Annotated in this window: 10 protein-coding genes; 6 read left to right on the top strand and 4 right to left on the bottom strand. The window is 41.6% G+C overall.

What is annotated here, in order from left to right; genetic code table 11:
* Window positions 1-150: 150 nt before the first annotated feature.
* Window positions 151-3,612, bottom strand: a complete 3,462-nt coding sequence (recC, locus tag BTO08_RS10245) for an exodeoxyribonuclease V subunit gamma (protein ID WP_105060890.1) — start codon at window positions 3,610-3,612, stop codon at window positions 151-153.
* Window positions 3,613-3,813: 201 nt separating this feature from the next.
* Window positions 3,814-4,806, bottom strand: coding sequence for a TDT family transporter (locus tag BTO08_RS10250; RefSeq protein ID WP_105060891.1), 993 nt, complete (start codon window positions 4,804-4,806; stop codon window positions 3,814-3,816).
* 209 nt (window positions 4,807-5,015) lie between these two features.
* Here BTO08_RS10250 and BTO08_RS10255 point away from each other — a divergent pair, with 209 nt between their 5' ends.
* The gene (locus BTO08_RS10255) at window positions 5,016-5,903 is read left to right on the top strand and encodes a LysR substrate-binding domain-containing protein (RefSeq protein ID WP_105060892.1); all 888 of its coding nucleotides are present in this window, start codon (window positions 5,016-5,018) and stop codon (window positions 5,901-5,903) included.
* 27 nt (window positions 5,904-5,930) lie between these two features.
* On the opposite strand, the gene BTO08_RS10260 is transcribed toward BTO08_RS10255, so the two are convergent.
* Complete coding sequence (locus tag BTO08_RS10260; RefSeq protein WP_105060893.1) at window positions 5,931-6,617, bottom strand: DNA-3-methyladenine glycosylase I; 687 nt, start codon at window positions 6,615-6,617, stop codon at window positions 5,931-5,933.
* Between the two features lie 82 nt (window positions 6,618-6,699).
* Here BTO08_RS10260 and BTO08_RS10265 point away from each other — a divergent pair, with 82 nt between their 5' ends.
* Window positions 6,700-7,005 (top strand): YebG family protein, encoded by a 306-nt coding sequence (locus BTO08_RS10265; RefSeq protein ID WP_105060894.1) that lies wholly within the window; start codon window positions 6,700-6,702, stop codon window positions 7,003-7,005.
* A gap of 339 nt (window positions 7,006-7,344) precedes the next feature.
* On the top strand, window positions 7,345-8,376 hold the full coding sequence (gene dapD, locus BTO08_RS10270; protein WP_105060895.1) for a 2,3,4,5-tetrahydropyridine-2,6-dicarboxylate N-succinyltransferase: 1,032 nt from the start codon (window positions 7,345-7,347) through the stop codon (window positions 8,374-8,376).
* 78 nt (window positions 8,377-8,454) lie between these two features.
* Here the strand turns inward: dapD and BTO08_RS10275 are convergent, their stop codons facing one another.
* Window positions 8,455-8,793, bottom strand: a complete 339-nt coding sequence (locus tag BTO08_RS10275) for a hypothetical protein (RefSeq protein WP_105060896.1) — start codon at window positions 8,791-8,793, stop codon at window positions 8,455-8,457.
* 317 nt (window positions 8,794-9,110) lie between these two features.
* On the opposite strand from BTO08_RS10275, the gene gadC reads away from it, so the two are divergent.
* From gadC to BTO08_RS10290, 3 genes are read left to right on the top strand one after another with little or no spacing between them, the layout of a single operon-like run.
* The gene (gadC, locus tag BTO08_RS10280; protein ID WP_105060897.1) at window positions 9,111-10,628 is read left to right on the top strand and encodes a putative glutamine/gamma-aminobutyrate antiporter GadC; all 1,518 of its coding nucleotides are present in this window, start codon (window positions 9,111-9,113) and stop codon (window positions 10,626-10,628) included.
* A 10-nt stretch (window positions 10,629-10,638) separates the two neighbouring features.
* The gene (gene glsA, locus BTO08_RS10285; RefSeq protein ID WP_105060898.1) at window positions 10,639-11,583 is read left to right on the top strand and encodes a glutaminase A; all 945 of its coding nucleotides are present in this window, start codon (window positions 10,639-10,641) and stop codon (window positions 11,581-11,583) included.
* A gap of 15 nt (window positions 11,584-11,598) precedes the next feature.
* Entirely contained in the window at window positions 11,599-12,999 is a 1,401-nt protein-coding gene (locus BTO08_RS10290; RefSeq protein WP_105060899.1) for a glutamate decarboxylase, read from the top strand.
* Window positions 13,000-13,046 lie beyond the last annotated feature (47 nt).

The raw sequence follows: 13,046 nt of genomic DNA on the forward strand, positions 1-13,046 counted from the left end.
TTATATTCTAATATTGTGAGAACTTACTCACGGTTTGTATTACAGCGGTTGGTTAGTATCAGCGCCAGAAACTTGGTCACCTCTGGACCGGTGGCCGTACAGCAAGCACCCTACAACTAATAATGATTTGCTGGCGGCCACACTACTCCCTTATTCCGGCTTTACTTCTTCACTATTTAATACCGCAGCCTGTAGTACTTTCAGTGCTAACACATAGCTATTCTGTGCAAGTTCATCATTCCAATGTGTCCATACTCGATTGATGTATTCATCCGCGCCTTCACCTGCAAAGAAGTAACCATCGTTAAAACAATCTGCCATTTTGCTGTAGGCTTTCTCGATGGTTTGTTCATCGTCTTTCCAGTTACCTTGCTTATCAACACACGCTTGAATACCTGCATGTGCTGTTTTCGGAAAATACGCTAAAGGTTGATTCAAGCCTTGGTAATACAACTCGATAAGCTCTCGTAAATAACCTTGTGCTTTACTCGCTTCGATCGCATCAATGACAAGGTGTTTATCGGTGCCAATAATATGTGTTTTCTGATTCAATTCTGGCTGGCTAATCGCTAAACATAAGTGATCACACCAAGCCGCGAGTAAATCTACCGAGCGCACTTTACCACTACGAAAACGCATTAAACCTGATTGATAGCGCTGTTTCAGCCAACCTTGAAGTAATACGGCATGACCATTTATCGTTAGTGTTATTGCTACTTCCTGATCATCTAATGGTGCATGAATTAATGGCTCAATCTGGCTCACTAACTCACGTACAGCTAGACGACTGGCATCTAAATCAATATCACCAAATGCAGCAACAGGTAACTTGCCCGCTGCTTTTTGCTCTTGGGCGAAATGATTGAAAATCTGATCCGGATCTTTATTGGTCATTTGAGCATCAAGCAATAATGCTAATAGCTCATCTTTAACGTGATAGCTTTCAAGATGATTCAGCACAAACGGTTCATCATCTTCCAATAATCCCATTGGCGGCTCAAAGTAGACTTTCAAACGACGGTTAAAGAAATAGCGTACCGGTAAACGCCAGAAACGTTGCAACTCAGCAAGCTCTAATACTTGTTGTTGATCATCGGCAATCGGCTCTGGAGGGAGTTCACCTAATTGGAAAGGTTGGCTCGCTTGCCCTTCACGAGCAGCAGCAGGTAGCCATTCAATGGCATAACTGCCACTCTCTCCAGTAAATGCGCTCGGACTAAATGGCACTAAGGGATGGTGCTCAATCAGTTTTTGTTTAATGTTTTCTGCTGATTGATCGACAGGAAGAGATTCATCTCCCTCTAAGCAATAACCTTGCTGACAATATTCCACCAGCTCACTGACAAGCACAGAAGCAATTTTTTCTGCGTTGTCTTGAATTGAGCGACCCACGTAGCTGATATATAAGGTTTCTTGCGCTGATAATAATGCTTCAAGGAAAAGATAACGGTCATCATCACGACGAGAACGATCGCCCGCTTTAGTGCGACCATTCATTAAATCAAACCCTTCAGGGGCAATATTTCGAGGGTAAGCACCATCATTCATGCCAAGCAAGCACACCACATCAAAGGGGATCGAACGCATTGGCATTAAGGTACAAAAATTCACTTGTCCAGCAAGGAAGCGTTGGCTTACTCGCTCACCCGATAACTTATCGCGTAAATATTGAGTTAGCACTGCTGGTGTGATCTCACCTTGATAACCCGCATCATCGAGTTGTTCGTGCAAGCGGTGTAAGTTATCGCGAATAGATTTAAGAACCAGTTCACCTTCCAGTTCCACGGCGAAAAAATCATCCAGCATTTGGTTCAGTGTATCCGCCCACTCTGTCACCAAATGTGGCTGTGCTAACACTTCACGATAACTAATTAAGCAATCAATAAAGCCAGCTAACTGCCCAGCTAACTCCGCATCAATACCCTGTACTTGATCATAAGCAGAAATGCCTTCAAACAAACCAGTATTATGGGGCATGGCATAACCTAACAGCATGCGCTGAATACCAAACAGCCAAGTGTTTTGCATCTGCTCAGGAAGATTAAATTGGCTAGATGTATGCTGATCTAAGCCCCAGCGAACTCCCGCTTCTTCGATCCACTGTTTTACTTTCTCAAAGCTTTGGCTATCAAAACCAAACTTATTCATCACCGCTGGCACTTCTAATAGCTCTAACAGTTCTGAAGCATGACAGCGACTATCAGGCAAAGTTAACAGACGTAAAAACGCCAACAAGATCGGGTTTTCTTGCTCTGCGGTTCGGTCAGAAATCGAAAATGGGATATAGCGGTTACCCGGTGCATTACCAAATACCGCTTGGATCGCGGGACTGTAGGCATTGATGTCTGCCACCATCACGATCACATCGCGTGGTTTCAGATTAGGGTTTGCCTCAAACATCGCTAACAGCTTGTCGTGAAGCACTTCAACCTCACGCATTGGGCTATGACAAGCATGAATAGAGAGCGATTGATCATCAGAGATAATCGGAAACTTATGCTCACTGGAATCTAATTGGGTATCATCTTGACGATCAACCAAGTTTAAGATGTCAGCTTGAATGGCATGTAATAAAGTATCTGATTCAATATCAACGAAACCGGCATCCACTTCGTTAACTTGCATCTCTGATAACAAATACATGTTATCGCGACCAAGCTTACCCATAGAGGCTAATAAGCTATTACCCACCATGCCATTTTGCATTTCATCATCATAGTGGCTTTCATCGTTGTCTTTTAGTACTTCAATCGTGGCATCAATATCTTGTTGCTCTGCGATATTATGAAGTTTGACCCGCTTACTGGCAGCAAGTCGCGCAAGGTGTTTACGATCACGAATATCTCCCCAGTAATAACGACAAGGGTTAGTAAACATTAAATGCACATCAATATGCTCACCAATAGCAGCAAGTGCATCTAGATAACGTGGGGGTAATGATGAGATACCAAAAACAAATAAACGCTGCGGTAAACCTGCTGCAATTAATGCTTCTTTACCTTGTGAAGCGCTGTAGTTTTGTAGTGTTTCAATAAAATGTTCATACAAGTTGGCACGATGATAAGGCGATTGTCCAAGTGCCAAGGTTTGATCGTACAGTGCTTGCCATAAAATAGGCTGCCAAGGATGCTCATCTTCTAATTCAGCGACCGTTTCCCCCGCTTCCCACTGTTGGATCCACTCAGGGCGATACACTAAATATTGGTCAAAAATATCGGCAATTTTTTCCGCTAATTGATAGCACTTTAAATTGTCGTCATCACCGTCTAAATACCGCTGTAGTGCTTCAAACTCCGGTTGCTCAAACTGTGCTGGTAGCACTTGCATTAACTTCCACGTCATCGCTTCTTTGTTAAATGCACTGCGCTCTGGTACATCAGCGAGGACCTGCGTAAACATCTTCCAAATAAAGGTCGCAGGCAGTGGAAAATCTATATTAGCAGCCACACCCAATGACTTTGCTAGTTCCATTTTTAACCATTGCGACATCCCTGGGCTTTGTACCAGAATCTGTTCTTTTTCAAATGGATTGGCTAATGGCTGTAGCTTAATAAGCTCCACCAGCAAAGATTTAAGCAAGTCGAGTTGATTTGAATGGTAGACGGTAAACACTAAGGTATCTCACAGCAGGTGATGAATAACTAAATTGTCTACCATGAATTGAACACTGTAAATACATACAGGCAGAAATATTAACAATATCGTCTTAGGCCTAAAACAAAAAAGCCCGATCTTTAGATCGGGCAACACACAAAACATCAGTGATCGTACAGGCAAATAACCTTAACTCATCTGCCTGTATTACCATCGCTATCAAACATTTTGTGGACAGTGTTCACTGTTATTCTTAAAAAGTCCGAATGGACGATAAAATGCTAAATAACGAATTGCTACATAGCCAATAATAATACTTCCGACATAAAGCTCAAGAGTTGCTAAACCGTGTACTTGCGCGACATAGTGAGCATCAAAGCCGTAGTTTTTCATCCATGCCGCTGTTTTAAATAGTGCTGTTGCACCAATAGCCATTGGGAACGTAAAAGCTGCGTAACCAGGGCTGAAATCTAAGCGTAATAAACGGAAGAAAGCTAAGTAAATTACCGCTGTCATCAATACTGCAATCCCTGCTAGTAATGCAACCACTACTGGTGATGGGTTCGCAGTTACTGTTAAGTAACCCGCTAATGATAGACTTGCTGGTGCAGCCATAATTGCAATGGTTGGTTTTGCAGCATCTGGCACTTCATCACGGAACATAAAACGGTAAATCATCATTGGTAGCATAACTGCGTATGACAACATACCAAAGATTAACAATACGTTTGCTAATGGATGTAGCTCTGCAATACCAGGGAACGACACATCAGCAACAATAATACCGATTGGTGGAACAAACCAACTAGGTACCATGTGGTGAAGATGGAAGTCACATGCACGATGGTATAAGAACAATGCTAAGAAAATAACATGTAGCACGACTGCAAATAACCAAAGGTAAGCACCTGCTTGCGCTGATACATATAAACCAATCGCTTTTGATACCACCATTAATGCCATCGCAAACGTTGGCACAACACTACCAACAACATGGTGAGATAAATCACCCCATAATAATTTTGGATGCCATATAAATTTTGCAACTAAAACGAGTAGCATCAATGCCGCAATAACTGCACCAGTTATTTGTGCATAACCATGAAGTGTCGCACCATTCTCCCAGCTCCATAAAATACTACCAATACCCAGTGCTAAACCTGCCATTGGTGTTGGTGCACCAGCTACTTTTCTTTTCGTCGTCTTAATCATGTTCTCTCTCCGCCTTTACCTAATAGCTCTTAGCGAATTGTCTGTTTCTTTTGATGTAACTAAGTATATCCAGCTTGATTGTTTTATAATATCTGAATATATTTAACTATATGTTAAGTTAAACTTAACTAAAATTTTAGAGGCGAGATTTTACCTTCATTAATGATAAATAACGACCTTGCACAATGAGTTTTCAACAAAGGATAGTTATGAATATAGCGCTAAAACAATTGAAAGTTTTCGTAACCGTAGCCCAAGAACGTACCATTACCGCAGCCGCTGAGAAGTTATTCTTATCTAAGCCTGCAGTGAGTATGGCGTTGTCTGAGCTAGAAAAGCAGCTTGATCATAAACTGTTTGATCGCAACAATAATCGCCTACTGATCAACGAACAAGGTAAGAAACTACTACCTTTGGCTGACGAACTATTAGCGCGTTCTAACACCATCGAAAAACTGTTTGATCAAGATGATATTATTGCTGGCGAGTTAAAAGTCGGTTCAAGTGATACTGTAGGCAATCAGCTAACACCTTTTTTAATTCGAGATTTCCGCTCAGCAACCCAACATCGTCACCAAAAACTGTTTATTTCTAACACCGCACAAGTATGTCAAAAACTCAGTGAATTTGAATTAGATGTGGGCTTTGTGGAAGGTAAGGTCCAACACTCAGATCTTATTGTGCAGCCATGGCTCGAAGATAATATGGTGGTGGCTTGCCATCCTGATCACCCATTGACCAAAATTGAAGAATTACGTTTATCGGATCTGGAAGATTCCGAATGGGTTCTGCGTGAATCAGGCTCAGGCACACGCGAGTTTTTCTTAAATCGTTTAGCACCACGCTTAGAGCACTGGACGCCAGCTTTTGAACTAAACACCACAGAAGCGATCATCAATAGTGTTGCAGCAGGACTTGGCATTACCTGTATTTCACAACGTGCAGCGTTACATGCAGTAGAAGAAGAACGGATAGTCTTATTACCCATGCCATTAGATATGCGCCGACAATACTGGCTGATTTTCCATAAAGAAAAGTACCAAAGCCCATTGCTAGAATCCTTTATTCAATTTAGTCAGCAATGGACATTTGATTAATCGCCATACACGCCTTAAACAAGCTTGCTAAACACGATTATCACCCACGCTGTAAGCAATGATTTGGCTGATCTCAGTTAATGAGCGGCCAGATTCTTGTTGCCAATCATTAAATGCATGTTGCGCATTTCGCCATGATTTTAATGTGTCTCGCCCACCATCCACTATCCCCGTATGGCGTAAATAACTTTCCACATCTTTGGTAAACAAGAAACTGTCTTTGCCCATCGCACGTAAACTATAAGCACCTGTTTTGCCACCTAGACGTTTGCCATGTTTCTTTAAATAAAGCCACAAGCCTACAATATCTTGCTCTGGCCATTCGGCAACCATATTAGCAAATGAACCATGCTCGACTGCTGCACGATGGATCATATTGGCGTTTTCAGGGATCGTCATTACCTTCTTTAAATCACGAATAATTTCGGGGTTTTGCGCTTTACGCTCCCACATTTCCTCAGGCATTAAGCCCATTTTTTCGATATTAAAACCAAAAAACACGTCTTCAAAACCTGCCCATTTATTTCGTACAACCTGCCAGCGAATACCACACTGAAAGATTTTTTGGGTTAAACACGCAAGCCACCGATCATCTGTGATCGCTTTTAATTCATTGCAACTAAGTGGCAGTGATAATCGCTGTTCTAATGCGATATCGCCCCCTTTTCTTTCTGCTGCTCTGATGTAAATTTGGTCAAATTTTTCTCTGGTCATCACATTAACACGCTTAGCACTGGACGAAGCTAGTATGCTACTGTATAAACAGCCAGTAAATCAATTTCGGGAGAGGATGACCATGGCTGTTATCGTCAAATATGTAGTTGAGCGCAACGGAGAAGAAAAGATGACTTTCACCTCTAAATCCGAAGCCGACGCATACGACAAAATGCTAGATATGGCTGACGAGATGTTTACTTTACTTAGCGAAAGTGAACTTTTCGAAGATGAAGCCAAGCAAGAAGAACTATCTATGTTCTTAGCGCAAAAGCGTGAAGAAGTATTAATTGCGTTAGGCGCGAAAAAAGCAAAACCAGCAGCAAAAAAGAAGGTAACAAAACCTGAAGTTGTTGCTGATACCCCAGAGCAAGAAGACGCAGCATAATTTTTTAAATTATCCCGTTCGCTGTTGAAAGCCTCCTCACTGGAGGTTTTTTTATAACTCAGCAATAAAAACTCAATTCTACAGCAAATATCAGCCAGTAATTTGTCCCATCTTTAAGGGCTATTCCCTCCCTTTAAGGCAACATATTCGTTAAAAAAACATCATTTTGCTCTGATTTTTCTTTCGGCTCTTCTATATCTTACCAAGTGTCTTTATTATGGTTTTATTAATCGGGAGTTATCTGCTCGTTGCAAATGATCTCTCGGGCTTATCTTGATGTTCCACCTCAATGTAAGGTGTATTTAACATCACATTTTTTGTAATGGAGAACAGGTAACCATGTCTAGCTTTTCACTCGCCCTAGGTACAGCCACTAAAAACCGTGATGGAAAAATCATTGAAGCGTTTTTCCCAACCCCAACGCTTCATCCAGCAGAACAATTAGTAAAAGATATTGCGACGATTGTTGGCTACCGTGGCGGCAACCAAGCGATTGAAGTAACACCAGAACAATGTGCAGCTATCGCTTCTGCATTTGAAGATGCTGACGATGAAGTAAGTGCACAGTTTGCAGCAAAAGCAACACTGTCCTCTCAGCCACTCGTTATGGTGATGCTAAAAACAGATCTCGCTCCATCGTCTGTTGCTGAAGGTTTCTTAAAGCTACAACTAATTTCTCACCGTTTAGTTAAGCCTCATGGCGTAGTGCTTGACGGTATTTTCGGCTTACTACACAACATCGCTTGGACAAACAAAGGTCCAATTGATCTTCCAGAGCTTGCAGATCGTCAAATTGAAGCCCGTTTAAACGGTGAAACAATCACTGTCGATTGCGTCGATAAGTTCCCTAAAATGGTGGACTACGTGGTACCAACAGGCGTACGTATTGCTGATACATCTCGTGTACGTCTTGGCGCACACGTGGGTGAAGGTACGACAGTTATGCACGAAGGTTTCATCAACTTCAACGCAGGTACAACAGGTGTAAGTATGGTTGAAGGCCGTATATCTGCTGGGGTTGTTGTGGGTGATGGCTCTGATATCGGTGGTGGTGCATCCATCATGGGTACTCTTTCTGGCGGTGGTAAAGTAGTCGTTTCTATCGGTGAAAACAGCCTACTAGGTGCCAACGCTGGTCTTGGTTTCCCTATGGGTGATCGTTGTACTATTGAATCAGGCCTATATGTAACTGCAGGCTCTAAAGTACAAATGCTTGATGCTAGCGGTAAACCTGTAGAAGTCGTTAAAGCGCGCGATCTTGCTGGCAAACCTGATCTACTGTTCCGTCGTAACTCTATGACAGGCCAGATCGAATGTTTAACCAACAAAACTGCGATTGAGCTAAACAGCGAATTACACAGCAATAACTAATTTTATTGTCGATAGATTATCGATAACAAAAAGCGGCTCACTATTTTAGTGAGCCGCTTTGTTATAAAAGGTTAATACTTATTTTTCTGGTTTAGTGTTATCTACTTTCTTTTTAATAATATAAATAAACGGATTATTAAAAGAAAACTTACTACCTTGAGTCGTTAGTCGACGATCTTTCATCGCCGCTAGTACTTCTTTCTGCGCTTTAATTAAGGCAAAGAATCTCAGCATGATAAAGCCTATAAGTACTGGTAAAAAGATTGAACCAGCCTCATTAGATTTCAAAATAAAGCTAATAGCTAACCAGCCTGCAATCATTGCTAATAACAAATAAAAAGGGGCTGTCTTCAATTCTATGCGTATTTCCGAGTCCGTTTCACTGCGTTGAAAAAAGAATTTCACTATATTATCCATCCATTAAGTCCTTAAACTTAGAATCTCATAGACCGTTTAATGCTATCAAGTAAATTTATTTACTTCATTTCTAATAACCGCTCATTTAATTCAGATAAGTATAAAAAACCTCCACATCTACTCTTTTTATTCATTAAAACAACATTAATATTTGCAACTTAAAGTATGTTTTTTAGGAATATTAAATGCAAATACTTGATGCTACTTTTCTCACCATTAGGTAACACCTGTCTCCATATAACGTTTCTTAAAATGTTATACGCCTACAAGGACACCTAACCCACGTATGTTAAATATGGAAATATAAGTAGGTTATTATGGCTAGTACAGACAAAATAAATAAAGGGAGGATCGGCGTATTCGCCTTGGCAATGTTAAACATTGTTGCCGTGGTGAGTTTGCGTGGTCTTCCTGCTGAAGCAGAATATGGTTTAAGTTCAATCTTTTATTATATTTTTGCTGCTATTGTTTTTCTTATTCCTGTATCACTGGTTGCAGCAGAGCTCGCAACAGGTTGGTCGGAAAAAGGCGGTATCTTCCGCTGGGTAGGTGAAGCATTTGGTCCAAAACTTGCGCTTGTTGCTATTTTTATGTTGTGGATTGAGGTGACCGTTTGGTTCCCAACAGCACTAACATTCGGTTCAGTTTCCCTTGCCTTTATGGGACCTAACCATACTTTTGACCAAGCACTATCAGAAAACAAATTCTTCGTACTTGCCATTGTTCTCGCTATTTATTGGGTAGCCACTTTCATTGCTCTACGTGGTACTGAGGCTTTCTCTAAAGTCGCTAAGTGGGGCGGTTTAATTGGTACTGTTATTCCTGGTATCGTATTAATTGTATTAGGCTTTTCTTATTTCTTCGCCGGTAATACACCACAAATTCAATTAGGCTGGGATAAACTCATTCCAGACTTCTCTAACTTTAATAATGTTGTTCTTGCTGCCAGCATCTTCTTGTTCTACGCCGGTATGGAAATGAACGCTATTCACGTTAAAGAAGTTGATGATGCGCCACGTAACTACCCTATCGCTATCGGTATCGCTGCACTTGGTACGGTATGTGTATTCGTACTCGGTACATTAGCTATTGCGTTTGTTATCCCTCAAAAAGACATTAGCTTAACTCAAAGCTTACTGGTTACTTACGATGACATGTTTGCTTGGGCTGGTATTAGCTGGGCTGCGCCTGTCATGGCTGCATGTTTAGCTCTTGGCGTACTAGCGGGTGTTGTTGGTTGGGTTGCAGGTCCTTCTTCAGCACTACTTGTTGTGGCAAAAGGCGGTTATTTGCCTCGTTTTTGGCAATACACAAACAAACACGGCATGGCATCACATATCATGTTGATGCAAGGTCTACTTGTTACCGCTCTCTCAGTCGTATTTGTGGTACTTCCATCTGTACAAGCGGCTTATCAGATCTTAAGTCAGCTTACAGTGATCTTATATCTTGTGATGTACCTATTGATGTTTGCTGCTGCCATTCACTTACGTTATAGCCAACCAAACCGCCCACGTGCATTCAAAATCCCTGGTGGTAATGGTGGCATGTGGTTTGTTGGTGGCGTAGGTTTTGTTGGCTCTTTAACTGCCTTCATCTTCTCATTCATTCCACCCGGCCAGATCTCTGTCGGTAGCCCTCAAGAATACGTAGGTATCTTAGTTGTGCTAACCATCATCTTTGTATCTGTTCCGCTATTTATCTACAAAGCCCGCAAACCTCACTGGAAAGATCCAGCGGTTACAGACTTTGCGCCATTCACTTGGGAAATTGAAAACGTTCATCCAGGTGTAATTAACCCATCAGACAAAGTTACTCACACATTGAATCAGTAAGGAAATGAATATGTCGTGTTGTAAAAAAGATGTCGCTGCCATTATGCAACAAGCGTTTGATTTGCATAAAGGCAACAAAGATGGCGCTAATGCTTCTTACATCCCGTTCCTAGCATCGGTTCCATCAGATTTATGTGGATTGGCTTTCGTCTCTGTCACAGGCGAAGTCATTAAAATCCAAGATGCTGACTACAAATATGCCATTGAATCTATCTCAAAGATCATGACATTAGGGTTAGCACTAGAACAATCAGGTGCAGATGCGATTCACAGTAAAGTCGGTGCTGAACCAACAGGCTTACCGTTTAATTCCGTGATGGCGCTTGAACTCCATAACGGTAAACCACTAACACCGCTTGTAAATGCAGGTGCAATGGCAACGGTAAGCCTAATTGAAGCTGATGATAAAGAACAACGCTGGCAGAAAATTCTCGCGTTTCAATCAGCGCTAGCTGGGGCAAACATTGAGCTTTCAGAGGATGTGAATCAGTCTGAGCAAACAACCAACGCCCATAACCGCGCAATTGCTTTGTTACTAGAATCATCAAACCGTATCTACTCTGATCCACTTGAAGCGTGTGATGTTTATACCCGTCAGTGTTCGACGTTATTCAACACTGTTGAATTGGCCACAGTAGGTGCTACTTATGCTAATGGCGGTAAAAACCCAATTTCAGGACAACAACTTGTTAGCCCTGACAATGCCTCTCATATCTTAGCTGAAATGATGATGGAAGGGCTTTACGACACATCGGGCGACTGGGCTTATGATGTGGGTTTACCAGGAAAAAGTGGTGTTGGTGGTGGTTTAGTTACCATTATTCCAAACGTAGGTGCACTCGCTGCATTCTCACCTCGTATCGACCAATTTGGTAATAGCGTACGCGGACAATTAATGATCAAACATGTCGCTCAAACTATGGGCTGGAACTTGTTTAACAGTAAGCAACACTAAGGTAGGAAGAAAATTATGGCTCTTCATGAAGTAACACGTAAAACTGGTAACGATCCAATCTATGGTTCAGATACTATTCATAACGTTGCGGCAACTACCAAGCTACCACAGCAAGAACAAGCACCTAACGTGATCTATCAAATGATCCGTGACGAACTTTACCTTGATGGTAATGCACGTCAAAACCTTGCCACCTTCTGCCAAACATGGGAAGAAGATGAAGTGCATAAATTAATGGATCTATCCATTGATAAGAACATGATTGATAAAGATGAATACCCTCAGTCTGCTGAAATAGAAGGTCGCTGTGTTCATATTTTAGCGGATTTATGGAATTCACCAGAATCAGTAACTACCGTTGGTACTTCAACTACAGGCTCCAGTGAAGCATGTATGTTAGGTGGTTTAGCTGCCCTATGGCGCTGGCGTGAAAAGCGTCGTGCTCTTGGTCAACCAACCGATAAACCAAACATGGTTTGTGGTCCAGTCCAAGTTTGTTGGGAAAAATTTGCCCGCTACTGGGACATTGAAATGCGTGAAACAAAAATGGCTGATGGTCATTACTGTATGACGCCAGAAGACATGTTAGAGCTTGTCGATGCAAACACTATCATGGTAGTACCGACTTTCGGTCAAACTTTCACTGGTTTATACGAAACAGTAAAACCGTTATCTGATGCACTAGATACTTACGAACATGATACTGGTAACTCTATCGATATCCACGTTGACGGTGCAAGCGGCGCAATGCTAGCACCATTTTGTGCACCAGAAATTGATCCTTGGGACTTCCGTTTAGAGCGTGTTAAATCAATCAGTACTTCAGGCCATAAATTCGGTCTAGCGCCTTTAGGATGCGGCTGGGTTGTATGGCGTAGTAAAGAAGATTTACCTGAAGGCTTAGTATTCCATGTTAACTACTTAGGCGGTGACATGCCGACTTTCGCCTTGAATTTCTCTCGCCCAGCAGGACAAATCATTGCGCAATACTACAACTTCCTACGTTTAGGTTATGAAGGCTACAAACGTATTCATGATGCAAGTTACGATGTATGCGAATACCTCGTCAAAGAGTTAAACAAATTTAATCTGTTTGAATTCTTATTTGACGGTAACCGTGAAAAAGGTATTCCAGCAATTTCATGGCGCTTAAAAAATGGTGCTGGTGTTTCATTTAGCCTATATGACTTAGCAGATCGTCTACGTACTCGTGGCTGGTTAGTACCTGCTTATAGCTTACCTGCAAACGCACAAGATCTTGTGGTACAACGTATCTTAGTTAAACAAGGTCTAACGATTGATTTAGCTAATCTATTAATTGCTGACTTTAAACGTTCAATTGATTTTCTAAATACACATGCACAAGCTAAATGCACTGCTGAAGATGTAAAAACATTTGATCACAGTGGTCGATAATCGAACACGATAAATACATCAAGGCCGGTTTATACCGGCCTTTTATT

The organism is Photobacterium angustum (genome assembly GCF_002954615.1).
Classification (GTDB): Bacteria; Pseudomonadota; Gammaproteobacteria; order Enterobacterales; family Vibrionaceae; genus Photobacterium; species Photobacterium angustum_A.

Excerpts from the sequence above, each read along its gene's own strand:
- BTO08_RS10250 (WP_105060891.1), bottom strand. The coding sequence starts at position 4,806 with ATGATTAAGACGACGAAAAGAAAAGTAGCTGGTGCACCAACACCAATG.
- BTO08_RS10255 (WP_105060892.1), top strand. The coding sequence starts at position 5,016 with ATGAATATAGCGCTAAAACAATTGAAAGTTTTCGTAACCGTAGCCCAA.
- BTO08_RS10260 (WP_105060893.1), bottom strand. The coding sequence starts at position 6,617 with ATGACCAGAGAAAAATTTGACCAAATTTACATCAGAGCAGCAGAAAGA.
- BTO08_RS10265 (WP_105060894.1), top strand. The coding sequence starts at position 6,700 with ATGGCTGTTATCGTCAAATATGTAGTTGAGCGCAACGGAGAAGAAAAG.
- dapD (WP_105060895.1), top strand. The coding sequence starts at position 7,345 with ATGTCTAGCTTTTCACTCGCCCTAGGTACAGCCACTAAAAACCGTGAT.
- BTO08_RS10275 (WP_105060896.1), bottom strand. The coding sequence starts at position 8,793 with ATGGATAATATAGTGAAATTCTTTTTTCAACGCAGTGAAACGGACTCG.
- gadC (WP_105060897.1), top strand. The coding sequence starts at position 9,111 with ATGGCTAGTACAGACAAAATAAATAAAGGGAGGATCGGCGTATTCGCC.
- glsA (WP_105060898.1), top strand. The coding sequence starts at position 10,639 with ATGTCGTGTTGTAAAAAAGATGTCGCTGCCATTATGCAACAAGCGTTT.
- BTO08_RS10290 (WP_105060899.1), top strand. The coding sequence starts at position 11,599 with ATGGCTCTTCATGAAGTAACACGTAAAACTGGTAACGATCCAATCTAT.